This window comes from Lascolabacillus massiliensis, assembly GCF_001282625.1.
GTDB lineage: Bacteria > Bacteroidota > Bacteroidia > Bacteroidales > Dysgonomonadaceae > Proteiniphilum > Proteiniphilum massiliensis.
Genome location: NZ_CTEJ01000002.1, coordinates 93,768 through 109,730, shown reverse-complemented (window position 1 = coordinate 109,730; position 15,963 = coordinate 93,768). Strand labels below are relative to the sequence as shown.

Annotated in this window: 18 protein-coding genes; 4 read left to right on the top strand and 14 right to left on the bottom strand. The window is 40.4% G+C overall.

What is annotated here, in order from left to right:
- Positions 1–21 precede the first annotated feature (21 nt).
- Positions 22–1,596, top strand: a complete 1,575-nt coding sequence (locus tag BN1354_RS05200; RefSeq protein ID WP_053826461.1) for a peptide chain release factor 3 — start codon at positions 22–24, stop codon at positions 1,594–1,596.
- On the opposite strand, the gene BN1354_RS05195 is transcribed toward BN1354_RS05200, so the two are convergent.
- Complete coding sequence (locus tag BN1354_RS05195; protein WP_053826460.1) at positions 1,580–2,485, bottom strand: mechanosensitive ion channel family protein; 906 nt, start codon at positions 2,483–2,485, stop codon at positions 1,580–1,582. The genes BN1354_RS05200 and BN1354_RS05195 overlap by 17 nt on opposite strands.
- 92 nt (positions 2,486–2,577) lie before the next feature.
- Here BN1354_RS05195 and BN1354_RS05190 point away from each other — a divergent pair, with 92 nt between their 5' ends.
- The 3 genes from BN1354_RS05190 (at position 2,578) to BN1354_RS11840 (ending at position 4,843) form a co-directional block, all read left to right on the top strand.
- Positions 2,578–3,408 carry a tetratricopeptide repeat protein gene (locus BN1354_RS05190; protein ID WP_074010769.1) on the top strand — a complete coding sequence of 277 codons (831 nt, stop codon included), beginning with the start codon at positions 2,578–2,580 and terminating at the stop codon, positions 3,406–3,408.
- Positions 3,409–3,444: 36 nt separating this feature from the next.
- Positions 3,445–4,308, top strand: a complete 864-nt coding sequence (gene ypfJ / locus BN1354_RS05185; RefSeq protein ID WP_053826458.1) for a KPN_02809 family neutral zinc metallopeptidase — start codon at positions 3,445–3,447, stop codon at positions 4,306–4,308.
- Positions 4,309–4,618: 310 nt separating this feature from the next.
- Positions 4,619–4,843 (top strand): RteC domain-containing protein, encoded by a 225-nt coding sequence (locus BN1354_RS11840; RefSeq protein WP_197272012.1) that lies wholly within the window; start codon positions 4,619–4,621, stop codon positions 4,841–4,843.
- A gap of 53 nt (positions 4,844–4,896) precedes the next feature.
- Here the strand turns inward: BN1354_RS11840 and BN1354_RS11835 are convergent, their stop codons facing one another.
- From BN1354_RS11835 to BN1354_RS05125, 13 genes are all read right to left on the bottom strand, one after another.
- Positions 4,897–5,070 carry a hypothetical protein gene (locus BN1354_RS11835; RefSeq protein WP_231623078.1) on the bottom strand — a complete coding sequence of 58 codons (174 nt, stop codon included), beginning with the start codon at positions 5,068–5,070 and terminating at the stop codon, positions 4,897–4,899.
- Between the two features lie 77 nt (positions 5,071–5,147).
- Positions 5,148–5,567, bottom strand: a complete 420-nt coding sequence (locus BN1354_RS05180) for a nuclear transport factor 2 family protein (RefSeq protein ID WP_262494909.1) — start codon at positions 5,565–5,567, stop codon at positions 5,148–5,150.
- Between the two features lie 204 nt (positions 5,568–5,771).
- On the bottom strand, positions 5,772–7,172 hold the full coding sequence (locus BN1354_RS05175; RefSeq protein WP_053826456.1) for an aldo/keto reductase: 1,401 nt from the start codon (positions 7,170–7,172) through the stop codon (positions 5,772–5,774).
- An 8-nt stretch (positions 7,173–7,180) separates the two neighbouring features.
- Positions 7,181–8,704, bottom strand: coding sequence for a 4Fe-4S binding protein (locus BN1354_RS05170; RefSeq protein WP_053826455.1), 1,524 nt, complete (start codon positions 8,702–8,704; stop codon positions 7,181–7,183).
- An 18-nt stretch (positions 8,705–8,722) separates the two neighbouring features.
- A complete protein-coding gene (locus BN1354_RS05165) occupies positions 8,723–9,349 on the bottom strand; it encodes a flavodoxin (protein WP_074010736.1) in 627 nt (208 codons plus the stop codon).
- Positions 9,350–9,421: 72 nt separating this feature from the next.
- Entirely contained in the window at positions 9,422–9,931 is a 510-nt protein-coding gene (locus tag BN1354_RS05160; protein ID WP_053826453.1) for a cupin domain-containing protein, read from the bottom strand.
- Between the two features lie 11 nt (positions 9,932–9,942).
- Entirely contained in the window at positions 9,943–10,896 is a 954-nt protein-coding gene (locus tag BN1354_RS05155) for an alpha/beta hydrolase (RefSeq protein ID WP_231623077.1), read from the bottom strand.
- Between the two features lie 149 nt (positions 10,897–11,045).
- Entirely contained in the window at positions 11,046–12,131 is a 1,086-nt protein-coding gene (locus BN1354_RS05150) for an alpha/beta hydrolase (RefSeq protein WP_053826451.1), read from the bottom strand.
- A gap of 28 nt (positions 12,132–12,159) precedes the next feature.
- Positions 12,160–13,011 (bottom strand): aldo/keto reductase, encoded by an 852-nt coding sequence (locus BN1354_RS05145; RefSeq protein ID WP_053826450.1) that lies wholly within the window; start codon positions 13,009–13,011, stop codon positions 12,160–12,162.
- 3 nt (positions 13,012–13,014) lie between these two features.
- Positions 13,015–13,737 carry a carboxymuconolactone decarboxylase family protein gene (locus tag BN1354_RS05140; RefSeq protein ID WP_053826449.1) on the bottom strand — a complete coding sequence of 241 codons (723 nt, stop codon included), beginning with the start codon at positions 13,735–13,737 and terminating at the stop codon, positions 13,015–13,017.
- A gap of 31 nt (positions 13,738–13,768) precedes the next feature.
- A complete protein-coding gene (locus BN1354_RS05135; RefSeq protein WP_197272008.1) occupies positions 13,769–14,731 on the bottom strand; it encodes an aldo/keto reductase in 963 nt (320 codons plus the stop codon).
- Between the two features lie 18 nt (positions 14,732–14,749).
- Positions 14,750–15,304, bottom strand: coding sequence for a flavodoxin (locus BN1354_RS05130; RefSeq protein ID WP_197272006.1), 555 nt, complete (start codon positions 15,302–15,304; stop codon positions 14,750–14,752).
- Between the two features lie 26 nt (positions 15,305–15,330).
- A complete protein-coding gene (locus BN1354_RS05125; protein ID WP_053826448.1) occupies positions 15,331–15,957 on the bottom strand; it encodes a flavodoxin family protein in 627 nt (208 codons plus the stop codon).
- Positions 15,958–15,963 lie beyond the last annotated feature (6 nt).

Here is a 15,963-nt window from a genome sequence, read left to right as displayed (position 1 = left end):
AATAGAATTTAGAATAACCAGATGGACTTGAAAAAAGAGATATTAAAGAGACGGACATTTGCAGTGATTAGTCACCCCGACGCCGGTAAAACTACACTAACTGAAAAGCTTTTGCTTTTCGGAGGTGCAATTCATGTTGCAGGTGCTGTTAAATCAAACAAGATAAAGAAAACTGCCACATCAGACTGGATGGAGATTGAAAAGCAAAGAGGTATATCTGTTGCTACATCTGTGATGGGTTTTGATTATAATGACTATAAAATAAATATTCTTGATACACCGGGACATCAGGATTTTGCGGAAGATACATTTCGTACACTCACAGCAGTTGATAGTGTTATTGTTGTGGTTGATGTGGCAAAGGGGGTTGAGACGCAGACTCGTCGACTCATGGAGGTTTGCCGTATGCGGAACACTCCTGTGATGGTTTTTGTTAATAAACTTGACAGGGAGGGTAAAGATCCATTTGAAATTCTTGATGAGCTTGAAGAGGAGCTGCAGATAAATGTGCGACCCTTAAGTTGGCCAATTGATATGGGTGACAGGTTTCGCGGTGTATATAATATATATAGAAACAGTCTGGATCTGTATAAGCCCAGTAAACAGGTTGTTACAGAGTCGGTGCATCATGACATCGAATCTCCTGAACTTGAGAAACATATATCTGCCGATCTGGCAGGAAAACTGAGAGGTGAGGTTGAGCTTATTACTGAAGTTTACCCTGAATTCAACCGTGATGAATATCTGGCTGGTAAACTTGCTCCCGTATTTTTTGGTTCTGCTCTTAATAATTTTGGAGTAAAAGAGCTGCTGGATTGTTTTGTGGAAATTGCACCTTCACCCCGAAAAATTGAAGCTGTGGAAAGAGTGGTTGAACCACTGGAGGAGGATTTTACGGGCTTTATCTTTAAAATACATGCCAATATGGATCCAAACCACAGATCACGTTTAGCTTTTGTAAAGGTATGTTCAGGAAAGTTCGAGAGAAATGTAAACTATAAACATGTTCGTTTCAACAGAATGATGAAGTTTTCTTCGCCAACTGCTTTCATGGCACAGAAAAAAGAGATTCTTGATGAAGCATATGCCGGAGATATAGTTGGTTTGCCGGATACCGGAAATTTTAAAATTGGTGATACATTAACTTCCGGTGAAGAACTTCACTTCAAAGGTTTACCGAGCTTCTCTCCTGAAATGTTTAAATATATAGAAAATGCTGATCCTCTTAAATCAAAACAGCTTCAAAAGGGAGTAGAGCAGCTTATGGATGAGGGTGTTGCTCAGTTGTTTACTAATCAGTTTAATGGTAGAAAGATTATTGGTACAGTTGGTCAGCTTCAGTTTGAAGTAATTGAATATCGTTTACTTCATGAATACGGTGCGCAGTGCCGCTGGCAACCAATTCAGCTTTATAAGGCTTGCTGGATTGAGAGCGATGATAAGGAGCAGCTTGATGATTTTAAAAAGCGTAAGTATCAGTATATGGCTAAAGACAAGCAGGGTAGGGATGTTTTTCTAGCAGAGTCAAATTATATTCTTATGATGGCTCAGCAGGATTTCAAGAATATCCGCTTCCACTTCAGCTCTGAGTATTAGCCATATGCACTGTAACCTGCTGTAGGGAAGAGATCATGCCCTTGTCATACAGTTTCTTATAGAACAATTCCGTAAGATCATGATTTACTTCCCACAGATCTCTGCTTTTTGCCCATACCCTAACGGTGAATTCAAGCGATGTGGGATTTATTTTGGTCATTCTTGCAAATGGAGAGGGCTGCTTTAGTACTTTTGGGTGAGAACCAGCAATATCTTTAAGCAATGATTTTACCTCATCAATATTACTTCCATAGTCAACGTTAATCACAATGACAGTACGTAGTGTACCATCCATACTCCTGTTATTGATAATATTGCCTGTGGATAAAGGACCATTAGGAATATATACGGTCTTATTGTCACCTGTCCTGAGAATAGTATGTAAAATGCCAATGCTTTCAACTGTTCCCTCAAGGTTCTGTGTAGTTATATAATCACCACCTTTAAAAGGTTTGCTAAGCAGAATCATTACTCCTCCTGCAAAATTTGCCAGGTTATCTTTCATAGCCAGACCAATTGCCAAGCCAACGGAGGCGATTATTGCCGCAATTGAAACCGTTTTTACACCTACTGCATTAATAATTATCATGAATAGAACTGCATACAGGAATGTTTGAAGCACTGTTCTGAGAAATCCTTTTAGAACTGTATCCCAGGAACTTTTGCTTATCACTCTATTGAAGAAACCAACAATCTTTGATATTATAAAACGACCGATTATAAATATCAGAATTGCAACAAAAATGTATATTATTAATTCTATACTCCATGTAAGGGCATTATCAAGGATCTGATTGATATTACCCTCTTTTACCAATTCTCCAAAAGTTAGTGGAGCATTAACTACCAGGCTGTCGACCGGTATTATAGTCTGCAGTAGTGTAGACATTTACATCTATATTTTAAGGATTTGATAAATATTAAACGCAAAAATACAAAAAAACGTCTATTTTTGTTCTTAATATCCCTTGTATGATAAAAATGAAATATATAATTACCCTTTTACTACTCTGCTCAGCAACCCTAAACTCTTATGCACAATCACTTAGTTACATGGATTGGGTTGATCGGTCTGCTAAATATATCGAAAACAATAAGTTAGACAGTGCTGCCATCGCTTTGTACAATGCTATGTCACTTGAACCTGCACATGAAAGTAATCCTGTATTGCTGTTGAATTTAGGGATACTGCAGCGTCAGCTTGGGCAGTATGACGATTCCTATATCTCATTCACAGCTTCGCTTACGAACAATCCGATTCTTGATATTGTTCTACACAACAGAGCGTCTCTTTTGGTTGATATGGGCAGATATGAAGAGGCAATGGAAGATTATAATGCAATACTTGTGGATTTTCCTCATGATGTTGAAGCCTTTTACCGCAGGGGGGTACTTCATCTGGAAAATCATGACAGGGTAAAAGCAGAGGCTGATTTTAAAAGATCTGAGGAGATTGACCCTGACAATATGTTCACTAAACTGAGTAAGGCATTAATTTTAAAACTTGATGACAGATGGGAGGATGCAGAAAAGATTTACACTAATTTGATTAATAATGAACCTAATCCAGATCCTATTTTTTATATGAACAGAGCAGAGTGTTATGTGAATACTAATCAAATGTTTAAAGCATCTGCCGACTTGCGTTCACTTGGTGATACTCAAAGGAATAACCCATATTTTTACTTTTTAAGGGGGAGAGTGCGACTCGAACAATTTGATAAGGTTGCTGCCAAGGCTGACTTTGAAAAGGCTAAAACACTTGGTTATGACTCATCTATTGTGAACGAGTGGCTTAAGAAAATAGAATGAATATTCAGTATTAACTAAAACCAAACTTTATTTACTATGAAATGGGTCAGAAGAAACGATAGTGAAGCCAACTATGAAGACAGAAGAGGCAGGGGTAGTGGAAGAAAGGCTGCAATAGGTGGAGCAGGGGCTATTATTGTTGCTCTGATAGCACTACTGCTTGGTCAGAATCCTTTTGAGGCAGTAAATATGGTGAATAGTATTTCACCAGGGGGTGAATCGACCGAGATTGTTGATCCTTCAAGAGTAAATGAAAATGAAGAGCTAAAAGTGTTCACACTTGGAGTGTTTAATAGCGCAAATGAGGTGTGGAGTGAGATTTTCAGAACTCAACTGCAACAGAGTTATCAAAATCCAACTCTCGTAACATTTACTGATGCCACAATATCTGAATGTGGAGGAGCAACCTCTTCAGTTGGTCCGTTCTATTGTCCGGGAGATCAAAAAATGTATATCGACCTGTACTTCTTTCATCAGCTGAGAAATGATTTTGGAGCAAAAGGTGATCTGGCGATGGCTTATGTTACAGCTCATGAAGTGGGACATCATGTGCAAAAACTACTGGGCATTCTTGATCAGGTTAATCAGTACAGAGGTAGAATAAGTGAAACAGAATTCAACAAGTTAAATGTGAAACTTGAACTCCAGGCTGATTTCCTAGCCGGTGTATGGGTTTATCATGCACAACGTATGAACATAATTAAATTGGAGCCAGGTGACCTTGAGTCAGCAATTAGTGCTACAACTGCTGTAGGTGATGATACAATTCAAAAACGTTCAATGGGATATACTGTACCCGATTCATTTACGCATGGAACTTCTGCTGAACGTACTTATTGGTTCAGACTGGGTATGGAGACCGGTGATATAAGCAGAGGTGACACTTTTAATAATATCTGAAACTGATATTTCATATATTTTCAATTCTGCCTCTGAATGTGAAATATCAGAGTATATAATAATCTACGTTTGTTCAAACTCATCATAATCATTATAGATGACACTGTAATCTATTCGCTGTGGCTTTCCGATCATATATAATCTTATATCTCTCCCAGATATCTTCACCAATAGTACATACGCTGCTCATAATATTATCACCCTTGGTATGTGAAAAATGACTTGAAACTTTATAGAATGTTTACCAAAATATATTTCCATAATTTTGTAACAATCTTTAAGTGAGGGAGATAAATATCACATAACATACATGTGTGAACTGATCTATGCACTCTATGCCAATGATGCCATTTCGCACGGGAAAATAGGTATCCGTAAAATCAGCTCTATATTTCAAGTCCTCTTTCGTGTTTCACTGAATGACATCCATAACAGTTTCCACCGGATGAAAACCCGTGCTGGCTCACGGACATTGTTTTTGGATCAGCTAAAATTTAGTTTGGAGGAATATATGGACAGGGAAGATAATCTGTAATTCTTATCCCTCTTTTCGACAAATGTGTAATATCAATGAATGTGCAGTATCAATCAGTGCTGCACTTTTTCTGCCCCTTTGCCGACGTATTCCTTTAAATTGGACAGGCTTTCTAAAACAAGATGTATAACAGCTTCTACCCGTTGTATGGAACAATCTGCTTCAATCTCCAACTCGTTGATTGCCGTTTCCAGTTTAGAAAGTATTTCATTGTAAAATTTATCCATTCGGGTTGATTAGAAATCTTGATTTTTGGTTTTCAAAACAAACCTAATCTATCTGTTTCCGACTATCAATAAATATTCTAACGTTCAAGTAACCGGGTAAACGAAAGTGATCCCAATTTCCACTTGCCGTCTATCATTACATACACCTCTGTAACCATGAAAGGATTAACAACCTCATTCCCTCCGACAATAGCTGTTAGCCTGATCTTATCAAGAATGATGGCTGTCGTTCCAACAAATTGAACGGATGTTTCCTGTATATCCGCATGCTTGTACTGAATGCCAACGCTTCTGATAGTATTGAGTTCCTGTTCTTTGTTCATCGTAGCGCCCATATGAACGAACATGGCATTTTCGTGAAAGAGTTCATTGAGCGAGTTTACATCCTTTTCGGCCATCCATTGCCATTTTTGTTTGGAAAGGTTGATGAGTTCCTGTTTCGTTTGTTCATCAAACGTTGTCTGCTGCTGTGCATTTATTGCCTGAATGCTTGCCATGAAAAAGCCAAGTACGATAATAATAGTTTTCATACCAATAGTTTTACTTGTTGTAGCTGTAATAATCTTTATCACTAACCGGTTCGTACCATACCTCAGGCCCCATATTGCTACGGATTCCTATGGCGAGGTGCTCCATTGGGCTGTCGGGTGTTGCTCCGTGCCAATGGACGACATCGGATTTGATTTTTTATAATTCTGTGATTAAAAATTTATTTTTTGTTTTAATTGTTCTGTATATAAATCAATGCGGCGCATTTCATTTGGAATATCAATTGCCTGCGGACAATGCGGTTTGCATATATCACAGCCTATACAATGGTTTGATTGGCGCAACTTGGGAATGCTGCGGTCATACCCGATAAGGAATGCCCGGCGGGCTTCTCTATAATTCTTATCCTTTGCGCTAAGGAGCCTCTGCCCAGCACTTATTATACGATTGTAATGTCCGAAAACCCCCGGAATATTAACTCCATACGGACAAGGCATGCAATATTGACATTCGGTACATTCGATATAATCATCGTTCATCATGATATTCGTTACTTTTTCCAATGCGGTATATTCCGTTTCGCTTATCGGTTCGAGAGGGGAATAAGTACGTATATTCTCCTGTAAATGTTCCATATATACCATTCCGCTTAATACCGTAAGCACGCTTTCCGGTGTGCCCGCATACCGGAAAGCCCAAGATGCGGCGCTATCCTGCGGACGTAGTTCTTTCAGTAGATTTGCTGCGGGAGTACTTAAACGGGATAATCGCCCACCCAAAAGAGGCTCCATGATAACAGCCGGAACATTCTTCTTTTCTAACTCCCCTAACAAATATTCCGCATTGGTATTCCAACCGGAGGCATGCTGCCAATCTATATAGTTTAATTGTATTTGAACGAAATCCCACTGAATACCCATAGCCAGCAAGTAGTCGAAAACTTCAACTTCACCATGATAAGACCACCCCAAATTACGGATACGCCCTGCTTTGCGTTCTTCTAACAGGAAATCAAGTAATCCATTATCAAAAAAACGTTTTTTCAAATCGTCCATTCCTCCCAATCCAACACCATGAAGGAGGTAATAATCGAGATAATCTACCTGCAAATCATGCATGGATTTACGATACATCGCTATTCCCGCTTCCAACGAGCGGGAAGCGTCTGCTCTGTGATTGGACATTTTGGTTGCTATGAAAAATTTATCCCGTGGATGACGTTTCAGGGCAATACCCGTTGCAGTTTCAGACCATCCTCTTACATATACCGGTGCAGTATCAAAATAATTAACGCCATGAGCAATGGCATAGTCCACAAGGTCATTTACTGTGTCCTGATCGACCTCCTCCTCCCCGCTACCATCCGTTTTTTGACGCAAAGGCCAACGCATACAGCCATATCCCAAAAGGGAAACCCTGTCACCGGTATGAGGATTTACACGATAAGCCATTTTATCTGTCGGAACTTCGCCTATTGAACCCCCTTCGGCTGATACTGTATTGTTGGGTTTGCATCCGACAAAGGCAGTAGCTGTTACAACTGAACCTGCGCCTAATGTTTTGAAAAAATTCCGGCGGCTTAATTCTTTTCTGTTTTTATCTTTATTCTCCATATCAGATTTTATACTGCATGATGATTTACGTTTCCTTCCACGTAAATAGCACTGAACGGACGTGCGGGACAGAGGTTCTCACAAGCTCCGCACCCGATACATAGTTCTTTATCAATTACAGGAATTTTCAATGAATCGCTGAAATCAGGGTCGCGAGCCACTAATGTGATAGCACCCGTGGGGCAATGACGTTCGCAGTTATGGCATTGTACTTCATCGGTATTCACCACGCAATTGTCTTTAATCCAAACAGCCAGACCAATTGATATGGCAGATTTATCAGCAACTGTGATGGGTTTTATGGCATTTGTAGGACATACCTGGGAACACTCTACACATTCCGGACGACAGTATCCGTCTTCAAATGTCATTTCGGGTTGCATAAAAGCTGCCAGTTTACCTGAAGGAACTAATATATTGTTAGGGCAAGCCGAAACGCAGAGTTGACAGGCAGTACAATGATTCTTCATGTTTCTTGCACTCAAAGCTCCGGGCGGTACAATAGGTGTTTTCCTGTCGGGAGCCTTCTTGTCCGCTATCTCCGCCAGTCCGCCATCGACATGAAGTTGTTGCGCTTTCAACGTACTGTTGACAGCCAATATCCCCAATATGGAAAGCATATTGCGACGGGAAAAGTCTTCCGTACTATTTTCCATATTTGAAGAATTATCTATGAATATTGGTTTCAGTGCATTCTTTTTCGCTCTTGTTTTCACTGGAACATATTTCATCGCTCCGAATTTGCATTTTTCAATACAGTTGAAACAGGTTACGCAACGGCTATGATCAACACTCATTGTTTTCACATCTATACAGGAAGCCTTGCAACCTCGTTCACAGGCTTTACATTTAGTACATTTCTCTTCGTCAAAAGTTAGCCTGAAGAGGGAGAACTTTGACAGTAAACCAAGAAATGTTCCCACAGGACAGATGGTATTACAATATGTGCGCCCATGTCGCCATGCAAGAACGCCGATTATGATTGTTGTTATTGCTGCTACACCAAATATAATCCACCCTTTAATCCATATATCAGTTGAATAAAACGCATAACTATCTGCGCGTTCTGCAATTAAAGCCAGGATATTGTTCCCCATACGATAAAGTGGAGCAAAGAAGTTTGATGCTATACGACCGTATCCCGCATAAGGATCGAGTAATGAAACTACCACACTTATTCCTGCTATCGTTGCAATAATAAACAACGCCAAAACACCATATCGCAACCATGATTTGGCAACAGAATAGCGGAAACGGTTTTTCTTCCCTTTTCTTCGTCCTGATATATTCGATACACCATCTTGGAAAACACCCAGAGGGCAGACAACAGAACAGTAAATCCTACCGAAAAGCAAAGTCGGAACGATAAGGCTGAGGATCACAACTATATTTGTTGCCAGTATAGCTGGCACAAGCTGTATTTTAGCCATCCATCCAAACCACACATGAAATGTTCCTGTAAAATCAAGGAACAAGAGAGTTAGTAACAAAAACAATATAGAAGCGGTTATTCTTCTGATTTTTTTGAGCATGAAGATTTATATTATGGTTTATTCTTTAACACCAATTTTTTGAATCCACTTAACTACTTCATCTTTTGCAACAGCTAAATTGTTTCGTGAAACGCTGTAACCATCCAAGATTTTAGCTCCTTTTTCCAATTCAGTAATTGTCTTAATAGCTTGTGAAAATCGGCTACCTCCATGTGTACAAAATGGAACAATTGTTTTTCCGCTGAAATCATATTCATCGAAGAAAGAATAAAGAGGCATCGGCATATCATACCACCAATTTGGAAAACCAATAAAAATCACATCATATTTATCTAAATCTTTGATTTTTGTAATGAGCTTCGGACGAACCTTGGATTCATTTTCTTTTTTGGCATAATCAACAAGTTCTTTATGCGTTCCAGGATATTGTTGAACGGTTCTTATTGCAAACAATTCTCCTTTGGTAGCTTGTTGGATAATAGCTGCAATATATTCTGTATTTCCCTGCAGTTTACCGTCTGCAACGATACGGCTTGCTCCCGATGAAGTATCTACACCGTCGGTTTCAGGCATAGTAAAATAAGTGATAAGGATTTTCTTATCACTTTTTGACGATTGAGCCTGCATTTGCAAGCAATTTAAGAGCAGGATAGCTGTAGCTATCAATAATATTTTTACTCTCATTCTATTTTATTCTATATATTTCTTCCTGTTTCATAGGCTTCTTTGACGATTGGTTTCCCATAATAGGATAGGCTATTCAGCCTTGTAGCTGTAATAATCTTCATCACTAACTGGTTCGTACCATACTGCAGACCCCATATTGCTACGGGTTCCTATTGCGAGATGCTCCATTGCACTGTCGGGTGTTGCTCCGTGCCAATGGACGACATCGGGTTTGATAGGGATAATATCTCCTTTTTTGATTAACTGGATAGGTTTGCCTCTCTCCTGATAATATCCCTCTCCGGCTATAACAATCAGAATTTGACCTCCGGGGTGTGAGTGCCAACTGTTGCGGCATCCGGGTTCAAAAGTTACATTTCCAAGTGTACAGTCGAAATTTTCGGTATCAGTCATCAGCCATTGCAGGTAGGCAATTCCCTCGAAGTTGTTGTTGCTAATTTCTTCACCTTTAGGAAAAATCGCATTTAACTGGACATCATTACTACTTTCCATTGTACTTTCATTATTACCGGACTTGTTGCTGCATGCTGTCATGATAACTACAAGACATGCCGAAAAAATCACTTTTAATTTATTCATAATATTTCTTTTTAAAGGTTGGTTTGATAAAAGCTAACCAGTTTCTTTACTGCTTGTGATACATATTCGGGCTTCCAATAGGTTTGTATATGGGTAGCCCCATCAATCAGGAACAGTTCCTTATTTTTTGCATTAGTTGCCTTGCTGAATGCTTCATCCGTCATGTATTTGGTATCGGCCTTGCTACCTGCCATCATCAAAAGGGGTTGATTGATCATATCCATGTTCGTGGCGGCATCCCATGTCATTAAGTCAAGCAAACTGCTCATTGTATAAAGGAATGTTGAATTTGGATGTGCGTGTGTCCTGTAATAATACACATATCCCTCACGATACAGGTCTGTTGATGTTTTAGCGATTTCCTCATCGGTTATGCTTGCCACACCGGCATAAATTATCTCACCTCCGGCAGCTTCCTGTGCACGTGCTTTGGTAGCTTGTTCGAGACGTTCCTGAATGGTGTTCAATTGTGAGTTCTGAAAGCCGTTACGCCTAACCTCACCGGAGTTGAACATACTTAAAGTTGCGACGGCCTTGAACCGCTTATCCGATTGAGCGGCTTTCAGCGTATAACCTCCACCTCCGCATATACCTAATATACCCAGACGATCCGCATCAACCCCTGCGTATCGGGTAATAAAATCAGCCACACCGTGAATATCCTCCGTGCGGTATGCAGGATTATCGGTATGACGGGGTTCACCGCCACTCGCTCCCTGATAGGCTGCATCAGCAGCAATGGTAATATAGCCGTGTTCAGCTAACCGTTGTGCATATAATCCCGAAACTTGCTCCTTTATACCTCCATTGGGGTGCGCAACTACTATTGCCGGATATTTCTTCGATGGGTCATAGTCGGCTGGTGTATAGACATTGGCTGCAATATCTATCCCATTCAGTTTATAGGTAACCGGGTGAATATTCACTTTTCCTTTTTCATTTCGGGTTATTGCACCATCGTACACGAGGCCATAGGGGTTTTGTTGACGCTCATTCTGAACGGACTGTGCTTCTACCATATCTGTAGCTGCTATTGACGTTGCTATTGCGATTATTGACGTTATTTTCTTCATTCCTTTAAAATTTAATTTTTGATACACACTGATCCTTTTTATTATTTATCCAATCCTTTTTCTTTTAACCATCCGGATAACTGGTCGGCAATTTCAACATTGTTTAAATCGGAGAAAGGAAAATGTGTATTGCCTTTAATCCCAATTTCCGGCAAGTGCACCACGGTGGCATCACCACCGTGCTTATTGATGGTAGCCTCCCAGATCCTTGCCATCTCCAGTCCCGAACGCCAATGGTCTTTGTTCCATACGGTTGTCGGTTCCTCGGCAATGTTGTCCCCGTAGTATATGATGATGGGTATTTTCGTCAACCTCTTAAAATCGACAAGCGGTATTTCCACTCCATTCAATGCGCCAAAAAGACCGGATGATTGTATTGGTGAGGGCAATTCTCCCTCGGGGAATACAAAGCCGCTGTACGGCTCATAAGCTACTACCGCCCTGACCTTATCGTTTTTTATTGCCGTAAGCCAACCCGGGCCGCCTCCCTGCGAGTGGGTAACCAGAATACCATCACCCACCTTGTCGAATAACTGCGAAATGGCGTCGGTAACGACATTGGCGTCAAAATTACCCGTGTTGGGGGTCATCTGCCTGAAAAACTGTTCCAGCGAAGCATCATCTTTCGGAAACTGTACACCGGGGAAATAATCGGGATAGTTGCCTATCCTGAATTGTGTAAACCAGAACTGTTCATCAGGGGTAGGCATAATGGTGGCCTCTACGGAGCTTTTACCCGCCTCGCCACGTCTTGGCTGGTCGAGCAAATAAACTCCGAACCCTCTCCTTAGAAAGATATTCTGAAAACCCTCCCGCCCGTCGGGTGTTGTCTCCCACGTTTTCTTTGACTGTCCTGCCCCATGTAGGAAAATCAGGGGTAGCTTCCTGGCCTTTGGTGGAACCTGATAAAATACATAGGCATGGTCGCCGTGAAAGGTCTGCCCGTCGGGGTTCAACGGGTTTGCCAAATCGAAGTTTCCCGGTTCGGAAAATTTTGTTCCACCTACGGCAAAACTGCCTTGCATTTCAATAACCAAAGGTTCCTGTTTGCCTGTATCTTTTACGTTCTCTGTATTTGTACAGGCGGTCAAAGCTCCAATTAACAATAAAAATGATATTTGTTTCATAATACACTTACTCTCATTCTTTTTGTTTTTATTCGGGCAATTCAGAAGTACCTAACCATTTTACCATTGCAGGGTCTCTGTGGCTGAAAAACAATGTTTCTTTGGTGTCCAAAGTTTGGATTACTGACATATCGTCTGCCGATAGCTCAAAATCAAATACGTTAAAATTTTCTTCAATTCTTTCTTTACGCACCGATTTTGGGATTACTGCAACACCTCTTTGAATAAGCCAGCGTAACACTACTTGTGCAATGGATTTGTTGTACTTCTTACCAATGGAAGCCAATAGTTCGTTTTTAAAAAGGTCATTCTTGCCCTCTGCGAATGAAGCCCAAGACTGAATTTGTACTTTGTTTTCTTTTAGGAATTGCTGTGTTTCAATTTGCTGATTGAAAGGGTGCGTTTCTATCTGATTAACGGCCGGTACAATTTCATTGAATATAATCAAATCCATAACCCTGTCTGGGTGGAAATTGCTAACGCCAATAGCCCTTATTTTTCCTGCTTTGTACAGTTCTTCCATTGCCCGCCAAGAACTATGAATATCGCCTATTGGCTGATGAATAAGATATAAATCCAAATAATCCAACTGCAATTTGTTCAGGGATTTTTCAAAGGCTTTTTTTGTCTTTTCGTAGCCTGTGTCCGTTGCCCAAAGTTTGGTAGTGATAAACAGTTCATTTCTCGCCACACCGCTTTTTTTGATTGCATTGCCTACGGCTGTTTCGTTTCCGTAAACTGTGGCTGTATCAATTAGGCGGTAGCCTGTTTGTATTGCGGTTAAAACGCTTTGCTCACACTCTGCAAGATCTGTTACCTGAAAAACACCCAAACCTAAAATGGGCATTTTTACACCGTTATTTAATATTACTTCTTCCATTTTTTACTTTGATTTATGAGTTTTAATTACACCGTCCAAAACTTTCTGTGCTGATTTTGCTTCTTTTTTTCCTATGGTTGATTTAATGATATCTACAAACTGTTGTAACTGTTCGGGTGTTAAACCTACATTCAGGCAAATCGCCAAATGCGAACGGAGCATCGGCTCTGCATTGCCAATCGAGCTGATTACCGAAACTGTTACCAGTTCTCTTTCGGCATAGGTAAGTACATCCCTTTCAAAAATATCCGCGAACAGGTGTTCTTTCAGGAAAGTGTCTATGGTCGGTGCAAAAGCCGAATATCCCGAAAGTGTTTCGGGTTGGGGTGTTTGGGTGAGTTCTCCTAAAATCTTCTTACCCCTTTCATACTTGTTACCATCATCGTTTATGGGAGAGGCATCCGCACCCAATTCATCGGTAATACCGTTGGCTTTCCTCTCGTCCAGCACTTCCATGAAAGTTTGCAGTCCACGGATACTGCGGGGAAATCCGCAATAAGCGTAAAGATGTACCAATGCTTCCTTTATCTGGTTGACAGTAAGTCCGGCATCAAGTCCGGCATTCAGTTCTGTTTTTAACTTCTCCAAATCACCTTTAGCGGTAAGTGCGGAAATGGTGATTATCTTTCTTTGTTTCTCGTCCAACATTTTGTTTTGTGCATTTATATTACCGGATATACCCAGTAACAGCGTGATTATTGCTACGTATAAACTTATTTTCTTCATTTTCTTATATAGTACGTTTGTCTTCCTATTATTAATCCTCCAAAACCATGTTTGAAATCATTCTCTCAAGTTGTTCGATAGGTACATTGTAGAAACGTTGATCTTTATTCAATGAACGCATTACCCCCATCTCTGCATCGCTTAATGTAAAGTCGAATATTCGGATATTCTCCCTGATATGATTTGGATCAGTTGCACCGGGGATTACTGAGAACCCCTCCTGTGTGTGCCATCGAAGGATAACTTGTGCTATACTTTTGTTGTGCGCATCTGCAATTGTTTTGATAGCTGGGTCTGATAGCAGCTCTTCATTTCCGTGACCTAACGGATACCAACATTCCAAAATGATTCCATAAGGTTTTATCTTCTCCCGTATATCTTGCCGTTGGGCATAAGGATGACATTCAATTTGCAGTGCGACAGGTTTAATCTTCATACCATCTACGATGGCACGAAAACCCTCGTCGGTAGCATCAAAATTACTGATCCCTAATGAACGTACCTTTCCTGCTTCAACAGCCTTTTCCATCGCTTTCCAGGCACTTACATAGTCGCCTATAGGTTGATGAATATAAAGTAGGTCGATATATGTTGTTTGAAGCCTTTCCAGCATTTTATCTATTGATTCAAGAGTATTGCCATTGGCATAATCCGATGGCCATAATTTACTTGCAATCCAAAACTCTTCACGTGGAATACCACTTTCAATCATGGCTTCACCGAGAACACGTTCGACCCGATATACATGAGCCGCATCAACATGCCGGAAACCATTCCGAAAGGCTTCAAGACACGCTTCTTTTGCTATTTCCTGGGTTGGAATAGCGAAAGTTCCTATTCCTAATTGTGGCATTTCTAAACCATTATTTAATTTTATCATTGGAACAGTAGCACTCATATCCTGTGCGTATGTGCCATGCACGCTTATTATCTGTAAACCCAACAAAAGAAACGATACGATCAGGTATCTTCTTTTTAATTCTCTATTTCCCATGATGCAAATTTTTATAAATTAATTATTTACTGTTATTACTCCGATTTCATTCAGCCAATTTGTAACATCGGCATTCTTGTCTATTGTCCCAAATCCATCCAGATGCTTGGAATTAGGTGTTAGTTCTACTATTTTAGCCAATGTTTCATCCCTGTAGGTTTCTTCATAAGTACAAAATGGTATAATTGTTTTCCCGGAAAAATCGTAATTATCACTTTTCAGAAAAGACCATATCGCCATAGGTGCAGTATGCCACCATACAGGACAACCAACAAATACGATATCATACTCGTCCATATCTTCTACAACCGTTTTTAATTCGGGACGCACGCCTTTGTCCCGTTCTTCCCTTGCTACTTCGGTACATGTTTTATATTCCGTAGGATATGGTTTGACAGTTTCTATCCTGAACAAAGTACCACCAGTATGCTTTACTATATTTTCAGCAATCTGTTTTGTTGTTCCACCCCAACTAAAGAAAGCTACAAGAATTTTGTGGCCTGTAACCTCCGATGGTGTTTTGTTGTTATTTGTTTCTGAAAACGCAGCTGACGAAAATCCTATTAATGCCATAAGTATTATAAAATAAATCCTCATGATTATTTAACTAAAGCTATTTCCCGTAACCACTCTTTTACGTCCTCTTGTACTTGTTTCTCTTTTTCTCCTTCCATCACGAACAAAATTCCGTCCCTTTCGACACCGCCTTTGGTTGAATAACCCCCCAATAGGGTGCTATTGGGGCATAGTTCCTCTATAGTACGGAAACCGCTACCCACACCGTAACCGGCATGAGTATTAAAAGGAATGATAACCTTTCCGCTTAAATCATATTCGTTCAGAAAACTTTTCATCGGTGGCGGCAATTGCATCCCCCAGGTTGGGAAACCGACAAATATATAGTCGTAGGTTCCGATGTTATCAATCTTTGTTTTGAGTGGTGGCAGATAGCCAGTCCTGTTTTCTTCGGCTACCTGATTAACGGTTGTCTGGTAATGTTCGGGATAGGGGGTTACCAGTTCCAATGCGACCAATGTACCACCCACGTTCTTTTGGATCATTTCAGCTACTGCCTGTGTATTTTTAGTCCGTGACAAATAGACGATCAGTGTCCGTTCGGGATCTATTGTTGATTCTGAAACCGCCGGTTGATCGTCCCTACATGATGAAGTGAGAAGAACAGTCGCCAACCCTATTATATGGATAAATGATGTAAACATTTTCATTATTGT

Excerpts from the sequence above, each read along its gene's own strand:
- BN1354_RS05175 (WP_053826456.1), bottom strand. The coding sequence starts at position 7,172 with ATGGAGAATAAAGATAAAAACAGAAAAGAATTAAGCCGCCGGAATTTT.
- BN1354_RS05195 (WP_053826460.1), bottom strand. The coding sequence starts at position 2,485 with ATGTCTACACTACTGCAGACTATAATACCGGTCGACAGCCTGGTAGTT.
- BN1354_RS05135 (WP_197272008.1), bottom strand. The coding sequence starts at position 14,731 with ATGGGAAATAGAGAATTAAAAAGAAGATACCTGATCGTATCGTTTCTT.
- BN1354_RS11840 (WP_197272012.1), top strand. The coding sequence starts at position 4,619 with ATGTGTGAACTGATCTATGCACTCTATGCCAATGATGCCATTTCGCAC.
- ypfJ (WP_053826458.1), top strand. The coding sequence starts at position 3,445 with ATGAAATGGGTCAGAAGAAACGATAGTGAAGCCAACTATGAAGACAGA.
- BN1354_RS11835 (WP_231623078.1), bottom strand. The coding sequence starts at position 5,070 with ATGGATAAATTTTACAATGAAATACTTTCTAAACTGGAAACGGCAATC.
- BN1354_RS05200 (WP_053826461.1), top strand. The coding sequence starts at position 22 with ATGGACTTGAAAAAAGAGATATTAAAGAGACGGACATTTGCAGTGATT.
- BN1354_RS05145 (WP_053826450.1), bottom strand. The coding sequence starts at position 13,011 with ATGGAAGAAGTAATATTAAATAACGGTGTAAAAATGCCCATTTTAGGT.
- BN1354_RS05125 (WP_053826448.1), bottom strand. The coding sequence starts at position 15,957 with ATGAAAATGTTTACATCATTTATCCATATAATAGGGTTGGCGACTGTT.
- BN1354_RS05190 (WP_074010769.1), top strand. The coding sequence starts at position 2,578 with ATGAAATATATAATTACCCTTTTACTACTCTGCTCAGCAACCCTAAAC.
- BN1354_RS05130 (WP_197272006.1), bottom strand. The coding sequence starts at position 15,304 with ATGGCATTAATAGGATTTTCGTCAGCTGCGTTTTCAGAAACAAATAAC.
- BN1354_RS05150 (WP_053826451.1), bottom strand. The coding sequence starts at position 12,131 with ATGAAACAAATATCATTTTTATTGTTAATTGGAGCTTTGACCGCCTGT.
- BN1354_RS05170 (WP_053826455.1), bottom strand. The coding sequence starts at position 8,704 with ATGCTCAAAAAAATCAGAAGAATAACCGCTTCTATATTGTTTTTGTTA.
- BN1354_RS05165 (WP_074010736.1), bottom strand. The coding sequence starts at position 9,349 with ATGAGAGTAAAAATATTATTGATAGCTACAGCTATCCTGCTCTTAAAT.
- BN1354_RS05160 (WP_053826453.1), bottom strand. The coding sequence starts at position 9,931 with ATGAATAAATTAAAAGTGATTTTTTCGGCATGTCTTGTAGTTATCATG.
- BN1354_RS05180 (WP_262494909.1), bottom strand. The coding sequence starts at position 5,567 with ATGGCAAGCATTCAGGCAATAAATGCACAGCAGCAGACAACGTTTGAT.
- BN1354_RS05140 (WP_053826449.1), bottom strand. The coding sequence starts at position 13,737 with ATGAAGAAAATAAGTTTATACGTAGCAATAATCACGCTGTTACTGGGT.